Source organism: Niallia sp. HCP3S3_B10 (assembly GCF_052064465.1).
GTDB classification, from domain to species: domain Bacteria; phylum Bacillota; class Bacilli; order Bacillales; family Cytobacillaceae; genus Niallia; species Niallia hominis.
This window is the reverse complement of record NZ_JBQHVO010000048.1, coordinates 26,052-42,190: the sequence shown is the minus strand read 5'-3', so window position 1 is coordinate 42,190 and position 16,139 is coordinate 26,052. Positions and strand designations below refer to the sequence as shown.

The 16,139-nt window shown below is 34.2% G+C and carries 15 protein-coding genes; 5 read left to right on the top strand and 10 right to left on the bottom strand.

Annotated elements, in window-relative coordinates; all coding sequences use genetic code 11:
- Nucleotides 1-237: 237 nt before the first annotated feature.
- The 3 genes from ACTNDN_RS18200 to pdxR all read right to left on the bottom strand — a co-directional run bounded on the left by ACTNDN_RS18200 (nucleotide 238) and on the right by pdxR (nucleotide 3,182).
- Complete coding sequence (locus ACTNDN_RS18200) at nucleotides 238-429, bottom strand: hypothetical protein (RefSeq protein ID WP_031540242.1); 192 nt, start codon at nucleotides 427-429, stop codon at nucleotides 238-240.
- Between the two features lie 214 nt (nucleotides 430-643).
- Nucleotides 644-1,684, bottom strand: coding sequence for a SepM family pheromone-processing serine protease (locus ACTNDN_RS18195; protein WP_031540243.1), 1,041 nt, complete (start codon nucleotides 1,682-1,684; stop codon nucleotides 644-646).
- Between the two features lie 91 nt (nucleotides 1,685-1,775).
- The gene (pdxR, locus tag ACTNDN_RS18190) at nucleotides 1,776-3,182 is read right to left on the bottom strand and encodes a MocR-like pyridoxine biosynthesis transcription factor PdxR (protein ID WP_441131679.1); all 1,407 of its coding nucleotides are present in this window, start codon (nucleotides 3,180-3,182) and stop codon (nucleotides 1,776-1,778) included.
- A gap of 116 nt (nucleotides 3,183-3,298) precedes the next feature.
- Between pdxR and ACTNDN_RS18185 the strand changes: the two genes are divergently transcribed.
- The 3 genes from ACTNDN_RS18185 (at nucleotide 3,299) to ACTNDN_RS18175 (ending at nucleotide 6,396) form a co-directional block, all read left to right on the top strand.
- A complete protein-coding gene (locus ACTNDN_RS18185) occupies nucleotides 3,299-4,012 on the top strand; it encodes an aspartate/glutamate racemase family protein (protein WP_048716463.1) in 714 nt (237 codons plus the stop codon).
- A 166-nt stretch (nucleotides 4,013-4,178) separates the two neighbouring features.
- Nucleotides 4,179-5,564, top strand: coding sequence for an alkaline phosphatase (locus tag ACTNDN_RS18180; protein WP_031537162.1), 1,386 nt, complete (start codon nucleotides 4,179-4,181; stop codon nucleotides 5,562-5,564).
- Between the two features lie 166 nt (nucleotides 5,565-5,730).
- The gene (locus ACTNDN_RS18175; RefSeq protein ID WP_441131678.1) at nucleotides 5,731-6,396 is read left to right on the top strand and encodes a DUF4352 domain-containing protein; all 666 of its coding nucleotides are present in this window, start codon (nucleotides 5,731-5,733) and stop codon (nucleotides 6,394-6,396) included.
- Between the two features lie 272 nt (nucleotides 6,397-6,668).
- Here the strand turns inward: ACTNDN_RS18175 and ACTNDN_RS18170 are convergent, their stop codons facing one another.
- A complete protein-coding gene (locus tag ACTNDN_RS18170) occupies nucleotides 6,669-7,508 on the bottom strand; it encodes an STAS domain-containing protein (protein WP_031537164.1) in 840 nt (279 codons plus the stop codon).
- 108 nt (nucleotides 7,509-7,616) lie between these two features.
- Nucleotides 7,617-8,471: a VOC family protein gene (locus tag ACTNDN_RS18165; RefSeq protein WP_048716454.1), complete on the bottom strand. Its 855-nt coding sequence runs from the start codon at nucleotides 8,469-8,471 to the stop codon at nucleotides 7,617-7,619.
- 151 nt (nucleotides 8,472-8,622) lie between these two features.
- Here ACTNDN_RS18165 and ACTNDN_RS18160 point away from each other — a divergent pair, with 151 nt between their 5' ends.
- On the top strand, nucleotides 8,623-8,934 hold the full coding sequence (locus ACTNDN_RS18160; RefSeq protein WP_031537169.1) for a winged helix-turn-helix transcriptional regulator: 312 nt from the start codon (nucleotides 8,623-8,625) through the stop codon (nucleotides 8,932-8,934).
- A 74-nt stretch (nucleotides 8,935-9,008) separates the two neighbouring features.
- Here ACTNDN_RS18160 and ACTNDN_RS18155 read toward each other — a convergent pair whose 3' ends face one another.
- Complete coding sequence (locus tag ACTNDN_RS18155) at nucleotides 9,009-9,239, bottom strand: excisionase family DNA-binding protein (protein WP_031537170.1); 231 nt, start codon at nucleotides 9,237-9,239, stop codon at nucleotides 9,009-9,011.
- 134 nt (nucleotides 9,240-9,373) lie between these two features.
- Here ACTNDN_RS18155 and ACTNDN_RS18150 point away from each other — a divergent pair, with 134 nt between their 5' ends.
- On the top strand, nucleotides 9,374-9,568 hold the full coding sequence (locus tag ACTNDN_RS18150; RefSeq protein WP_031537172.1) for a hypothetical protein: 195 nt from the start codon (nucleotides 9,374-9,376) through the stop codon (nucleotides 9,566-9,568).
- Nucleotides 9,569-9,686: 118 nt separating this feature from the next.
- Here the strand turns inward: ACTNDN_RS18150 and ACTNDN_RS18145 are convergent, their stop codons facing one another.
- From ACTNDN_RS18145 to ACTNDN_RS18130, 4 genes are all read right to left on the bottom strand, one after another.
- Nucleotides 9,687-11,732 carry a bifunctional diguanylate cyclase/phosphodiesterase gene (locus ACTNDN_RS18145; RefSeq protein ID WP_251627742.1) on the bottom strand — a complete coding sequence of 682 codons (2,046 nt, stop codon included), beginning with the start codon at nucleotides 11,730-11,732 and terminating at the stop codon, nucleotides 9,687-9,689.
- 239 nt (nucleotides 11,733-11,971) lie between these two features.
- Nucleotides 11,972-12,565 carry a methyltransferase gene (locus ACTNDN_RS18140; protein WP_239687065.1) on the bottom strand — a complete coding sequence of 198 codons (594 nt, stop codon included), beginning with the start codon at nucleotides 12,563-12,565 and terminating at the stop codon, nucleotides 11,972-11,974.
- 72 nt (nucleotides 12,566-12,637) lie between these two features.
- Nucleotides 12,638-14,212 (bottom strand): response regulator transcription factor, encoded by a 1,575-nt coding sequence (locus tag ACTNDN_RS18135; RefSeq protein ID WP_441131673.1) that lies wholly within the window; start codon nucleotides 14,210-14,212, stop codon nucleotides 12,638-12,640.
- Entirely contained in the window at nucleotides 14,193-15,998 is a 1,806-nt protein-coding gene (locus tag ACTNDN_RS18130; protein WP_441131671.1) for a sensor histidine kinase, read from the bottom strand. The genes ACTNDN_RS18135 and ACTNDN_RS18130 overlap by 20 nt, the downstream gene beginning before the upstream one ends.
- Between the last annotated feature and the right edge of the window lie 141 nt (nucleotides 15,999-16,139).

Below are 16,139 nucleotides of genomic sequence, written 5' to 3'. Positions count from 1 at the left end.
GCGGTAAGCCTCGGAAAACAAAAGCCTACACTAAGTTAGAATGGTTTGGTAACTACCGATTCACCAGGTAATTCACTTTTTCAGTGGCCTCAATCCAAAATGGTGGGGGCTTACTTGATGTAAGCAAAGAAAGAAATCAATTCTAATATAGATAAAAAAAATTAACGTGGTCTAAACCGCCCCTCACAAAAAAAGGAGACAAACGCTCTTGCGTTTGTCTCCTTTTTTGACTCTTCATTATTTTTTCTTCTCATCCTCTTTTTCAATTTTCTCTACAGGAGAATGTCCCATCCAATCTTCTTGTTTCATCCGTTTTTTTCGTCTTCTTTGTGATACAACTATGACAAGAATAATAAGAACGATTAAAAGGAGAGGAACTCCAAAAGCTCCATAAAGAATATTAAAAAGACCACTAAAAAATTCTGACATGGTGAACCTCCTTGTAAATGCCGTTTCCCAACTTCCCAACGTACTTTCCACTTTCTATATATACCTTTCCCATTTCACTCTTTTCTAAACAGAATTTTTAGTTCAACAGCCTTCTCATGAAAAAATCCCCTTAAATAAATTAAGGAGATACTAGGTAAACATTATGTTTTATCTGGAGAAATTCTGTAAATCTGAAATGAGCAATATGTAAAGTTTATTTCTTTTCAGGAAGCTTTTCCAAGTAATCGATTGCCTCTTTCAATGTGCTTACTGGTACGATTTTTATATCTGTGTAGCCTTCTTCCTTCACTTGCTCTTTAATTTCCTTTTCATTGGTATCATCTTCTGTTATATCTTTTGGATAAAAGAATATATCTACATCTGCTTTATGGGCAGCCACTATTTTGTGCTGAATTCCACCGATTTGTCCTACATTTCCTTCTGCATCCATTGTGCCAGTACCAGCAATTTTGTAACCCTTTGTTAAATCCTCTTCCACAATTTGATTATAAACTTCTAAAGAAAACATTAATCCAGCTGAAGGGCCGCCAATATTTTCACTATTAATCGCAACATTGATCGAAGGATTTATTGTCATATTATCTTCAGGTGCAATGCCAATTCCGACTTGTCCTGTTTTTTTATCTAATACAATGACTTCAACGGATGCTTCTTTCTTTTCTTTCCCATGTATAAATTCAAGCTGGACAGTGTCGCCTGCTTGCTTGTCTTTTAAATACGCAATTAATTCATCACTTTTCGTAAATTCTTGGCCATCTACCTTTTGAATAATATCTCCAACTTCTATAATTGACTTTGCTTTGGAATTTTCTAATACTTGTGCAACGAAAATGCCATTATAGTCAAATTGAACTTTTTTTCCTGCTTCATGGAGGCTAGCAATAATCGCATTTTGCTTAGAAGTATCCATCATATGAAGCAATAGCTTATTATACTCTTCGTCACTAAGATTCCCTTTTACCTCTTCCTCTTTTCGTATTTCCGTATGAGGAGCGACTAATCCGTATAAATAAATATATGGATTATTTGCCTTTATCGAATAAACAGTTGTTAAATTGAGGCTTCCTTTTTCTGACTTAGTTCCATCTTCTACCGTCACTTTTGGCGCAAGTGCTTCAATGGAGCCTGGCTGGTTTAAATAATAGGGGGTTGGGATGAATAAGAGAATGATGAGTACCCCAAAAAGTATGGTTAACCACTTTCTTGAAAAGATGCTTTTTCTTGATTTATTCATATTTACATACTCCTTAGGATAATAATTTGCTTCTATAAATATATTTACATACATTAAATGAAAAAAGAATGAATTTCAGCTATTTATTCCATTAAAAAATGGATTTTCTATTTGATTCAATTGTTTTTCTTAATAAAAGGACACCCTTTTCGATTTCCTCTAAAGTTAGTCCACCATATCCCATCACAATTCTTTCCCTGTGTTTCCCTTTTACTAAGCTATATTGTTCAATGGGGTATACCTTCACTCCTGATTGTTCCATTTTATGTATGAATGTTGGACAAAAATCTACTCCTGGTATCTCTACAACTAAATGCATGCCTGCTGATTTACCTATAATGGTTGCGCCTTGAAAATTTTGTTGAATGGCTGAAACCAATCGTTCTCTTTTTTCTTTATAGATTTTTTTCATTTTGCGTACATGTCGATCTAAATATCCTTCCCTGATAAACTGGGCTAATACTAATTGTTCTAGTGAGGATGTATGTCTATCTGAAAACCATTTAATTTGCTCAAAGGAATCGACCAATTCCTCTGGTAAAATAACATATCCAATCCGCAGTCCTGGGGAAAGTATTTTGCTAAAAGTACCCACATAAATCACATGGTTAGGTGCTATACCTTGAATGGACGGTACAGGCGCCCCTTCATAAGTGAATTCACTGTCATAATCATCTTCCACAATATAGCAATTCATCCTTTTCGCATATTCTATTAGCTGAAGTCTTCTTTGAATAGATAGGATTCCACCTAACGGAAATTGATGGGAAGGAATTACAAAAACAAAGCTTGGTGATTGTTCTGGCAAACTATTTGGGTTAATTCCATTTTCGTCTACGGGAACAGGAAAAATCTTCGCATTACCAAATGTAAAAATATTCCTCATTTCATCTGTTACCGGGTCCTCAACTGCAATTCTTTTATTATCTTTTCCAAGCATTTCCGTAATAAGCTTCAACCCTTGAGTAGCACCAGATGTAATGAAAATTTGCTCTGCCCTGCATTGTACCCCTCTTACTCTTTTTAAATAGTCAACAAGTGCTTCCTTCAACTCCTTCATCCCTGCAGCTTCTCCATATCCAAAGACGGATTCCGATGAATGTAGACAAATCTCCTTCGTTATTTGAGCCCATTTCTTCCTAGGAAAATAATCTATTGCTGGATTACCAGCTTTAAAATCAATATATGTCTTTTTTTTATCCTCCGCTTTTGTGGGAGTGTCTTTCCTCTTCGGTCTCTCAACAAACGAAAGAGACGTCCCCAGTGCTACAAAGGTTCCTGCCTTTGGTCTAACCTCCAAATATCCTTCTGCAATTAAACGTTCATACGCTTCTAGAACAATATTTCGGGAAACTCCAATAGAGCCTGCCAATTCTCTCGAAGAAGGTAATTTCTCTCCTTCTTTTAATTGTTTTTCTAATATGCCATTACGAACTTGATCATAAATTTGCTGGGTTAGAGAGATAAATTGAGATCGGTCAATCGTAATAAAAATCATAGGAAATTTCCTCCAATATAGACTAAACTGGTACTATAGAAGTATATAATTTCTGGCTCTATTCTATACCAGTATACCATGATATCATGAAAAAAATGGTCGAAAGGAGTTTTACTATGAAAACGATTGGACTTATTGGTGGTTTGAGCTGGGAATCAACGGCAGATTATTATCGATATATGAATACATTGGTAAAGGAAGAAATGGGAGGATTACACTCATCCAAATGCCTTCTTTATTCTTTTGATTTTGAAGAAATTGTTGCACTGCAAAAAGCTGATCTCTGGGAAAAAGCAACGGAATTAATGGTACACGCTGCAAAAACATTGGAAGCAGGGGGCGCTGATGTTGTTTTAATCTGTACAAATACGATGCACAAGATGGCAAAAGAAGTACAAGCAGCCATATCTATTCCTTTGCTTCATATTGCAGACGCTACAGGAAGCACTGTAAAAGAAGCTGATTTGAAAAAAGTTGGCTTATTAGGAACCATGTTTACAATGGAGCATTCTTTTTATAAAGAGGCACTATTAGAGCAAGAAATAGAAACGATTGTGCCCGAGAAAGAAGATAGAGAAGTTGTTCATCGGATCATATTTGATGAATTATGCAAAGGAATAATTCTTCCTGAATCAAAGGAAATATATTTGCGCATTATCGACAAACTGCTCGCTCAAGGTGCAGAAGGTATTATATTAGGATGCACAGAAATACCGTTACTTATTAAACAAGAAGATTGCTCTATTCCATTATTTGATACTACCTTTTTACATGCTAAAGCCGCTGTTTCCTATGCGCTCAGTAAGGAATTCGCTTTAAATAAAGCTTAGTAAAGTCCTTTCTTTCCTCACTCGAAACGAACCAAAAAAATACCATGTCTTATTAACTAGGGTACCTTTATCCTAGTTTTTTTTACATTTTCTCTAAACGGCTGTAAAACAAACTTAACGTCCTTCCATGATAATAAAGCGAATCAATCATTTGGAGGGAAACAATTTGAACACTAAATCATGGAAAAAAAAGTTATTACCAATCGCCGTAATCTCCTCTTTATCCGTTGCTGGGATAGCAACAGCACTCTTTGGAACAGAGACAGAAGCAAAAAATAACGGAAGCAGTAATGGCAAGCCTAAAAACATTATCTTCCTTATAGGAGATGGAATGGGTGTTTCTTACACTTCTGCGTATCGCTATTTAAAAGATAATCCAGAGACAAAAATAGCAGAAAATACATATTTCGATCCCTACTTGGTTGGTCAGCAAATGACATATCCAGAAGATCCTGCACAAAATGTGACGGATTCTGCATCTGCAGCAACTGCTATGTCAGCTGGTATCAAAACATATAATAATGCCATTGCAGTTGACAATGACGAAACGGAAGTGAAAACTGTCTTGGAAGCTGCAAAGGAAAAGGGAAAATCTACTGGTCTTGTTGCAACATCTGAAATTACACATGCGACGCCAGCTGCTTTTGGATCCCATGATATAAGCCGCAAAAATATGAATGCAATAGCCGATGACTATTTCGATGAAATGATAAATGGAAAGCATAAAGTCGATGTTCTATTAGGCGGCGGAACAGATCTATTTGTTCGTCAGGACAGAGATTTAACGACGGAATTCAAAAAAGCTGGCTACAATTATGTCACCAATCGCGATGATTTACTGAAAAATAAAGATACCCAGCTACTTGGACTATTTGCTGAAGCAGGCATGCCAAAAATGATAGATCGAGACAAAGAAACTCCTTCCTTAGAGGAAATGACGAAAACTGCAATTGAAAGCTTAAATAAAAATAAAAAGGGCTTTTTCCTGATGGTAGAAGGCAGCCAAATTGACTGGGCTGGACATGATAATGATATTGTCGCTGCAATGAGTGAGATGGAAGATTTCGAAAAAGCGTATAAGGCAGCAATCGACTTTGCCAAAAAGGATAAAAACACATTAGTGGTAGCTACTGCTGACCATTCTACAGGAGGATTCTCGATTGCAGCAAACGGCGATTACAACTGGTACGGAGAGCCAATCAAAGCAGCAACAAAGACACCTGACTTTATGGCAGAATTGATTACCAATGGCGCATCTGTTGAATCTACTTTGAAAAAGTATATCAATCTATCCCTAAAGTCAGAAGAAGTTCAATCCGTTCAGAAAGCAGCTGAAACAAAAGATTTAACTAGTATTGACAATGCGATTGAAGATATCTTCAATAAACGGACCAACACGGGATGGACTACAGGTGGTCATACTGGAGAAGACGTTCCTGTTTATGCATATGGACCTTCTAGCAATCTTTTTGCTGGACAAAAGGACAATACAGATCATGCTAAAGTTATTTTTGACCTACTGCAGGCAAAAGTAAAAATCACGGACAATTAAAAAAGGCTATTTTCGTAATGTTTGTTGCTATCGCCCGCAGCCGGAATATCATCTTGCTGATAGGCGGTGGAGATTTCCATCTCTTAAAATTCAGAGATTCTGAAAAAAATAGGCTTCTCTTCGGCTTCTATTTGAAGGGAAGCTTTTCAATTGGGAGGATTCAACCTTGAAACGCTTTTTTATGTATTCATTTGCCTTTCTCTTATTAGCTGGGTGCAACAGCAATAAAGAGACTGAAGTAAATACCATTCAGGAAGTAGAGAAAATAGAAACAAGCATGCAAAATGTTCATGTTATTCCTGTTTCAACAGATGCATATATTCAAAATCCACAAGTTATTGATGATACTTCTCTAATAGCTGTAGGAGATTTCTACCGGGATAGGAAAGGCGAAGCAACATTAAAAGCCCTTGATGAAGAACCGAAGAGCATTCAGATTGATTCGATAAAACTGACAGTCAAAGATGCCAAAATAATCGATTATCGACCTGCATATAGCTTAATTGACTTCTATCATACCTATACACATGATGAGCAATTCATTTTCGTTAAGTTTTTCGTGGAAATCGTAAATCAATCGAACAAACAAAAGAAATTCTCTCCAATTGCTTTTATTCAGACGAATACAGATGAAATGATCACTTGGGAGAAGGATATTTATTTAGAAGAGCTCAATGGGGTGTTAAATCCAGGCGAACGAAAGAAAGGTAATATAGGTTTCATAATAGAAAATTCCTCTATCAATGAAATTCAGTTAAGTACAAGTGATGTTTATAATGAGCAAGAAAAACTGATAGATAAAGCTAAAACACTAGACTTCCATTATAAATAATAATAATAACATAGATTAAATACTTCTAAATCGATGAAAGAGAACAAGTACGTCAGGTAACCTTTTTACAGCGAGCTTGCGCTTGTGTGAGCCAGCAAGGTAATCTTGGCGTAAATTTCCTACTAGCATACAATATCATAATGATAGAACCTCTTTGAAAGTCCACTCCATTATCCTGCGTGATAGTCGTTATATTTCATACAATAGGAATTTAGCGATAACCTACTCGTCCCTTTCACTAATTCATGTTTACGAAAATAGCCTTTAATCTATTATTTTTGGAAATGAACATCTTGTTCAATTGCTTTAGAAAGCGTGGAAGCAATCGAAATATCTTCAAATGATAATCCTAATTGGATTGCAGTTGTAGCAATTTCTGGTCGAATACCCGATAGCGTCGTTTTGACCCCAATTAAGCTTAGCCCATTAATAAGTTGAAAGATTTGATGAGCAACCATGGTATCAATAATAATTACACCAGATAGGTCAATAAATAACTGAGATACCTTTTTTTCTGCACATTGTTTGATTGTGTTTTCCAATATTGCAGCAGCACGGGCAGTATCGATATCTCCAACAAGGGGCAAGAGTGCTCTTGTTTTACTCAAGGAAATAACTGGAGAACTTAGCTCATTAATCATTTCTTGCTGTGCTTCAAGCTGTCGGTTCGAATAATGATGATGCTCCTCTGTATATTTTAAAATTATCTTATCTAGAACTTTCATAACAGAATGATTCCATCCAATTACTCGCTTATGACTAACATCATGTTCTGTAGCATATTCTTCAATTAGCTGAAAATATTGTTCTCTCGTACGAATAAATTCCCGAATAATAAAATGGATTGGCGTATCTAAATGTGCTTGATCTGTTGCAATTTCAAAAATCCATTCCTCTATATCTTCAAGAAATAGTTGCTTTTCCTTAATAAAAATGCCAGCGAGTCTGTAATGAAAATCATTATTTTGTTTTTTCATGATTTCAATTACATGTGGGTCAGATGTTGCATAGACACCTTTCGGATCATTTTTTGTTAGATTGTTATACCACTCTTCTGTTAATCTATCCGTATTATCGATAAAATATTGGTAAACTCCTTCATTATAGTGCAACTACTTCCCCACCTCTAAAATTTGTTAGTTTTAAACACGCCTAGAATTTTCATATTCTTTAATTAAAAGTTTAATAAGATTAGGGGAAATATGCAATTTTTTTATTTTTTAAGCAGTAACCAAACGAATCATATTTCCCGAAGGATCATATGTGTATAAATTATCCTTATCCTTTGTGAGAGTTGCTCCAAGCTCTGTCAATCTTTGTGTCAATTCTTCAAGCTTTTCCTCACTAGGTATCTGTAAATCATAATAAGCTAAACCAACATGATTTTTCTTTGGAACAGGTGCACCAATACCGTTCCAGACATTTAAACCGATGTGATGGTGATAGCGGCCAGTGGAAAGAAAAAATGCCTGAGATCCATATTTTTGAACGACATCAAAGCCCAATCCTTTTACATAAAAATCAACTGTTTCTTCTAATTCTGCAACATGTAAGTGAATATGACCAAGAATAGTTCCATCAGGAAGACCATTCCATTTGCTATTACTAGAAGCTGCAAGCACTCCTTTTGTGTCCATATAGGCCGTATCCATTCTTACAAAGTTGCCATCCCATTGCCAATCTGCTGGATTTTTATCGCAATATATTTCAATTCCGTTTCCATCCGGATCAGCTAAATAGATTGCTTCACTGACATAATGATCAGAGGCACCTTGTAATGGATATCCTGTTTCTAGCAAATGCTTAAATACATTTCCAAGCTGCTCTCTGGAAGGGACTAATATTGCTAAATGATAAAGTCCTGTTGTCCGCATTTTCTTGGGCTCGACTTGATCTAATTCCTCGATAAATAAAAATGCTTCCCCTGTTCCTGCACGTAATGCTGCTTGTTTCTTCTCTTTGCTTGCAATCGAAAGACCAATCACATTTTGGTAAAATAATAGTGACTCTTCTAAATCAGCTACCTTTAACTTGACACTTTTTGCATAGATATTTGGGGTTCTGTGAAATGTCATTTCTTTCTCCTCCTAACCATCTTTCGTACTTACTTTATGTAAGTAATTTTATTTTAATAATAAACGATTGTAAAGTAATCTAATTACAATTCATAATATTTTTACTTAAAATAATATTTATTGTATAATTATTGGAAGGGGGGATATTAAAATGAACCAAATGACAATTTGTCCAAGGTTTGAAAAAGCAATGAGTATTTTAAGCCAACGCTGGACTGGTTTAATTATTTATCAGCTATTGAATGGTCCTCAACGTTTCTGTACTATGGAATCCTCCATTGGAATAAGCGGAAGACTTTTATCGGAGAGATTAAAGGATTTAGAGCAAGCTGGAATTGTAGCAAGAGTGGTATATCCTGAAACTCCTGTTAGAATTGAATATTCTTTAACAGAAAAAGGGCGTTCATTAGAGCCAATTATGAAAGAAATTGAAAATTGGTCCCATTCTTGGCTAGAAGTGTAAATCTAATATAAGGATATCTCTGCAAAACCTTATGGTTTCATGCGAAGATATCCTATTTATCTAATAATAGCTTTTTAATCCTCATCTTTAATGTCTAAATCTTCTGGAATCGGCTCACTCCATACTTCTTCCACAAACTTTTTATATTTCTCTACTTGCTTAAAATGTGTATTAAATTGCTCTCTGTTGATAAGATAATCGTTTCCATCAAAAATTGCTCTAATTTGATTTTGTAAAATCAGATTTTTTACCTTTATTTCTGATACAGCAAGCAATTCTGCAGTTTCCTTCACTGATAAATACATTGATTCACCTCTTTTTATTCAATAGCCTTTTTTTCTTTACACGGATTCCATTTAAAATTAACTCTTTCTTTATATTGTCTTCATTAATCAACTGTATAGTTAAGTTATCGGTACAATCAAAGGAGGATGCATAAATGAGTTTCGTACTAAACAGCCTATTTTTAGTAATGATCTTTTGTTGTTTCTCTTTCATATTTTATCAGTCTTTCTTCGCAAAAACTAGAAAAGTAACTGCTCCACGTTCAACATCTCTTCCATTAGAAAAGCATTCCTGTGATAGCGAAAAGACAAGGGTATTCTCTAAAGATATTAAACTTTACGCAGAATAGCTCTCCCACATAAGAGAATGAATTCATTCTACAAAATCCCAGTTACAAAATACAGATACTTTTGCAAAAAGAAAGATCATCCTTTCTTTTACATCGATACGGATGATCTTGATTCCTCTTATTGATGAATATCTGTTTCACCCTTTTGAAAATGGAATAGCCACTCTTCCAAAGCAAAGACAGTCATTGGCCTCGCATAATAATATCCTTGGATAATTGGCCATTCATTTATAGAAGCTAAATAGTTAATCTGTTCTTCTCTTTCTACCCCTTCTATTACAATGCTCAAATGCAAGGAACTTCCGAGAGCTATGATTGCTTTAATAATTTCTCCGTCTTTTTGGGACTCCGGAACCCCATCAATAAAGGATTTATCAATTTTCAAGGTGTTTACAGGAATTCTTTTCAAATAAGATAAAGAGGAAACCCCTGTTCCGAAATCATCCAGTGTTACTGTAAAGCCAACATTTCTAAAAGCCTGAACAGATTGAATTGCCCCTTCAATATTACCAACTGCACTTGTTTCTGTTATTTCTAACTCAATCAAATGGGGCATTAACTTGTATTTCTCTACATTAGTGGTTAAGCTTGTCATTAGCCTTGGTGAGGTTACATAGGAGCCAGGTATATTAATAGCTACTGGTATATATCTATCTTGCTGTTGCCATACATCTATTTGTTTAGATACCTCTTCAATAATCCAATCTGTGACATCATACATTTTATCAGATGCTTCTAAAATCGGGATAAACACATCTGGCGACAACTCTCCATACAAAGGATGCTTCCATCTTAATAAAGCTTCTAATCCAGCGACTTCCCTTGACTTTAGAAATACTTTAGGCTGATAAACTAAATATAAATGCTTTTCTAATAGGGCATCCTCTATCTCATTCACAAGATGTTTAGCAAAAGTCTGTTTATGTTTTTCTGGATCATACATGATGATTTCATTTTCAAAGCGAATGGAATAATGTGTTAAAATAGCGACAGCATTTTCATATAGCTGCTTGGAAGTTGCTTTTTTCTCATTGACTGATAATGCAATTGCTGTCTCTACTTTGATGATTCGATCATCAATAGTTACCGGATTAGATAAAATAGCAGTTAATTGATTTAATTCCAACATTAATTTATCTAAGGCTTCATTAGTTGTACTGACAATCGCAAAACGATTTCCCTCTATTCGGAACAATTCTACATTCGTTTGTATTAGTTTCGTACATAATTCTTCGATATAACCTATAATTTTATCTCCAAAGTAATAACCATACTTACCATTCCATTTATTTAAGTCATGTATATGAAGGATTGCCAGACCACTAAAATAAGTGGAGGATTCGATCAACTTTTCGAACTGTCTTCGGTTTGGAAGCTTTGTTAATGCATCAAAGTAATTTAAGCGATAATCAACATAGCGATCCAATAGGCTAGACAAAATAGAGAATAATAAAATAACAAAGATACCGATTGTTACACCAATAATAATTGCTTTTATACTAACATGGTGTGAGTGCGTATGGGTAAGTTCCATTTCTGTATCTACATAATATCGAATGGCATACATCCCTGCATAATGCATACTTGATATCGCTCCCCCCATCAAAAGGGAGGTAACAATTTTCACGATAAAATTATTCATATATCTTTGTAGCTTCATAAAGATAAACAGCGAAAAAAAAGAAGCTATTATAGCGATGAAAATGGATAAAATAAAATAGCCTAAATGGTAGGCATAATCAGCCTCTGACTTCATTGCTTTCATTCCAATATAATGCATGCTACTTATGCCCATCCCCATAAAGATTCCAGCAAATGCAATCCATTTACTAGAATTCTTTGCCTTACTAGATATACTGAAAGCCAAAAATGTAGCTAATATAGCTGGCACTACGGAAAGAACCGTTAATGGTATATTGAAAGTCATATCAATCGGAAGCTTAACCGCGCTCATCCCAATAAAATGCATAGACCAAATTCCGAAGCCCATCGTAATCGCCGCTAAACCTAACCATATATAGCGATGAAAAAAACTATGATAAACGATCCGTTCATTCATAGAAAGGGACGTATAAGAAGCTAAACATGCAATTAATACAGATAAAGCAATGATAGGAACTGAATATTCAACCTGTATATATGTTACTTGATCGACACTTGGCAATGTAAAAATAGTAATTTCTCCTCTATAAATACGTCTATGAGGGATATCATTCTTGAATTAGCAGCTGTTCCCATTTACGTATTTTACAAATTTAAAACGACTTTTATCCTAAGTCTTTTTACTTATATACTTGAATATAAAGGATAAATCTATTTTAGACAATGGTTTCATTTTGGTATTATATTACATGGAAAACATAAACAAATATAAAAAATGTTAACCCATGCTATAAATTTTTTCTACCAATACATAGACTTATATATTATAAACTTGTCCTTATCCTTTTTATTCCCTACTTTTACCTCCCCCTCTTTTTCAAAGAATGGATGGCTCTCCATAAAAATTTGATATTCATTTGAGGGGTAATAGAGAATGACTTTCACCAGGCGACTGTTTTCTTCTAGCGAATACATTATATTACTGACAATCTTTTGAAAGAGAGGCAGAGAAAAAGGATTAAAAAAATAAAAATAATTATCTTGTGGCTGTATTGAATAATCCTCTGCTTTCCCTAACAGAAAGCATATCTTCTCTTTCCTACTCTTCCTGTTTTTTGAATAGTGTTCTATATTTACTAAAGCATCTTGATAATATTCTTCATTCATTTCTATTCCAGTTACAGTAGATTGAAATAAATAATGAATAAAAAAGTTCAATCGACCTTTCCCACATCCAAAATCGACTATATGATCAGTCTCATGAAGGGGAAATTCTTGAAACAGCTGTTCTAAATGCTCGTATGGAGTAGGTTCATACCGATGATAATGGTATGATTTATTGAATCCTAATTGTATTTTTTCGGTTTCGATATGTAGTAATTTATCGTAGTTCACTTGAAACACCTTTCTTTTTTATTTCTGAATACCTCCGAGTAGATCAAAGTATAAATTTTTACTTTAGCTTATCTATTTTTTCTTCTCACGATATTCGTTTGGGGAGATGCCAACTATTTTTTTAAATACTTTGCGAAAATATTTATCGTCTTGATAGCCGATCAAATTTGCAATATCATACACCTTTAGATTACTATTTTCCAATAATTCTTGTGCTTTTTGTATGCGTATGGATACTAAATACTCAGAAATATTTATATGATACTCCTGTTTAAATTTTCTCGATATATATTCTCTGCTTATGTAGAAACGCTCTGAAATTTCCTGAAGTTTAATCTCTCGATGAAAATTCGCTTTTATGTACTTTTCAATTTCTTGGATAATATTTTTTGATGTTCTTGTATTTTGTCTTTTTACTCGTCTAAGAAACAATGCAATTTCTCTTTTCTTCCTGTCTTTATATGCTTCTAACTGAAATACATCTTCTTTATCAATAAATGACTGAATTCTCTCCTCTAAATCTGTAGGTAGGCTAAAGGGAATATTAAATTCTTTGTACCATCTAGCACTTAGCATCTGATATTCATTTTCCAAATGGAAAAGCTGCCTGAGGCATAATTGCTTTTTTTGAATGAAATCTGTTTGAATTTGTCCAATAAGTGAATGAAAAGCATCCATTTCACCTGTTTGTATGGCAATTTTAATAGAACTACCATAATCCATTAAACTTTTAATCTCTATTTCATCATTATTTATCACAATTTTTTCTTGGTTATTTCTTAAAACATTTCTATTCATTATCATAGACTTAGCATGTTGATAAGAAAGACTCAACTGTACTGCAGAGTTTACTTCGATCCCTATTGCAATCGTACAAGTCAAACCTAATAATTGCTGAATATTAATTTGTATTTCCTTAGCTATGATAAGTGATTCTTTTTTATTTTTTTTTAAAAGAAGGACAATTTCCCCTTTACTTGTTATATATCTGAATGCAATTCCACCACTTTTTTTGCTGAGTTGCTCATTTATTATATTTAATAGCGTAAAAAAGGTAATATCTTTATCTCCACCAAATTGCTCAACGGCTATATTACTTACTTGTAGAAGCCCAATTGTATATGCCGCTGCCTTTGTTAAACGAAATTCTTCCCACACAAATTTGTCCACTGGAACATTGTTAATAATCTGCGTTAACTTTTGGTCTCGATATGCCGGCTTCATTTTATTAATAAGTTGGTTTTTACTAAGTTTATTTATCCTTTCCATTTCCTCCGCTTTCCACTCATTCACTACCCTTATCAATGTATCATTCAGCATTTCAGGATCGATTGGTTTCAACAAATAGTCTGAGCTACCATAATGCATCGCTTTTCGCATATAATGATAATCATCATAACCGGTAACAACAATGGTTTTCCCTTCACAGTAATGCTCATCCATCCATTTTAAAAGCTGAGTTCCATCCAATTTCGGCATTTTCATGTCAGAGAATATTATTTCAGGATTTAATGATCGAATGATTTGAATGGCATCTTCTCCATTACTTGCTTCGTAAATTTCCGTAATCTCATTTCCTTCCCAGTCAGCAAGAAGCTTAATTCCTTCTCGTACATGCTTTTCATCATCAACGATTAGTGCCCTCATATCCTCCCACTCCCTCTTGTAAAGATACTGGAATACGAACCATTACTGTAAACTCTTTATTCTCCACACTTTCCATTACTAAGGTCGCTTGTTCCCCATAGTAAAGCTGCAAGCGATCGTAAATATTTTTTAGACCAATTGAGTCTTGTTCTTTTCCCTCCTTCATCGTTTCTTTTCGATACAATCCTTTACGAATGACCTCCAATTTTTCTTTTTTTACACCTCTTCCATTATCCTGAACACTAAATATTAATTGCCCCTCCTTTATATAAGAACAGATGGATATTGTTGCATCCTCCATCGTATCGCTAAATCCATGTTTAAAGCAGTTTTCAACGATTGGTTGGAGAATCATTTTTGGAACGAATATTTCTTTCGTATCCGGTGAAATGTTCATCGTTATGTTCAGCTCTTCTTCAAATCTTTGTTTCTGCAGACCAAGGTATGATTTAGTGTGCTTTATTTCTTGAGAGAATAGGACCATTTCTTCTCTCATATTCATACTGTATCGCATCATATCCGATAGAGAAGTCAATAGTGAATAAACAGGAATTGCCTTCATCTTTAGTGCAAGTGTGCCAATAGACTGAAAGCTATTGTATAAAAAATGCGGATTTATCTGTGATTGTAATACTTTCAGTTGAGCTGATTTATTTTCCAATTGTAATTTATATTCTTGGTCTATTAACCTATTGATTTGTAAAACCATCGATTTAAACCGTCTACCAAGCATGCCAATTTCATCATTTCCTCTGATTTCAAAATCAGTCTCAAAAATGCCTTGCTCCACCTTTTTCATATTATCGATTAAAACCTTAATGGGAGCTGTGATTTTAAAGGAGATGATTATCGTTATGATTAAAACAATGATTAAAGCTACTAAGGCAATAATCGTATTCATATATGCCGTTTCCTTTGCGCTTTTGTAAAGACTGGAGTAAGGAATGCTTTTTATCATATACCAACTATTATCTTGAACAGCAATATTTTCATAAAAGATTACTCCTGAAAAATCCTTTCTATCCCAATTCATGCTATTTTGATGAGGATTATTCTGTACTGCATAAACCCATTCATCCTGACTTTTCTCCCCTATTAAAGCCTTATTAGAAGAGTAAATAATCGTTCCGTTCTCATTTATAATGGAAAGATTTTCATTATCCTTATATAGCCTATTCACAATTCCATTTATTTTTGAAAGATTTATATCAATAGACATAAACCCTAGAATATCGTTAGATGGCACATTTCTAATTTTGTTATGAAAAGATAGGACAGTTGATTTCTCTGAGTTAGGGATAATGGACAATCCATTATAACTATATATCGTATGTGGTGGTTCTATTAATGAATAGTTTGTTTTTCCCTGCTCTAATTTACGATAATAAGGATGCAAATAGATTGTTTGATTTTTCCCTCTTCCACTTATTCGAGAGTGATAATTTGTAAAAGAGTCTCTTCCTTTATTAATATATAAATGCATCTGTTCAATCTCAGAACGAGAATTATATACATATGCTAATACACGACGTACCTCCTCCATATTATCTTTGTTATTCTCTCCGACCCCTTGAGTCAACACATTCATGAAAGGAGTATAACGATATAATACAGTGGATATTAATGCAATATCCTCTAAGTAAGTAGTTAGTTCTTCCCTTCCTTTTACCATTAACTCTGTGTTATAAGAAAGGGACTCTTTGTTAATATTCTTTATCGTCTGATAATAAGTAAGGAGTATGCCGGTACCAAAAGGAAGAATAGTAGCAAGAAGTAAGAAAATCATCAGTTTTTTCCGTATACCCCATTTCATTTATGATCGAGAAATTTCAAACAACTTCATCGTTCCAATACACAGCACTAAAAGAAGTCATTCTATAAATTCTCTTCCCCCTCTCAAAATTGTATCCATATAAAAATAATACAT

Coding starts and splice junctions, on each gene's coding strand:
- ACTNDN_RS18200 (WP_031540242.1), bottom strand. CDS start 429: ATGTCAGAATTTTTTAGTGGTCTTTTTAATATTCTTTATGGAGCTTTT.
- ACTNDN_RS18195 (WP_031540243.1), bottom strand. CDS start 1,684: ATGAATAAATCAAGAAAAAGCATCTTTTCAAGAAAGTGGTTAACCATA.
- pdxR (WP_441131679.1), bottom strand. CDS start 3,182: ATGATTTTTATTACGATTGACCGATCTCAATTTATCTCTCTAACCCAG.
- ACTNDN_RS18185 (WP_048716463.1), top strand. CDS start 3,299: ATGAAAACGATTGGACTTATTGGTGGTTTGAGCTGGGAATCAACGGCA.
- ACTNDN_RS18165 (WP_048716454.1), bottom strand. CDS start 8,471: ATGACATTTCACAGAACCCCAAATATCTATGCAAAAAGTGTCAAGTTA.
- ACTNDN_RS18160 (WP_031537169.1), top strand. CDS start 8,623: ATGAACCAAATGACAATTTGTCCAAGGTTTGAAAAAGCAATGAGTATT.
- ACTNDN_RS18155 (WP_031537170.1), bottom strand. CDS start 9,239: ATGTATTTATCAGTGAAGGAAACTGCAGAATTGCTTGCTGTATCAGAA.
- ACTNDN_RS18150 (WP_031537172.1), top strand. CDS start 9,374: ATGAGTTTCGTACTAAACAGCCTATTTTTAGTAATGATCTTTTGTTGT.
- ACTNDN_RS18135 (WP_441131673.1), bottom strand. CDS start 14,212: ATGAGGGCACTAATCGTTGATGATGAAAAGCATGTACGAGAAGGAATT.
- ACTNDN_RS18130 (WP_441131671.1), bottom strand. CDS start 15,998: ATGATTTTCTTACTTCTTGCTACTATTCTTCCTTTTGGTACCGGCATA.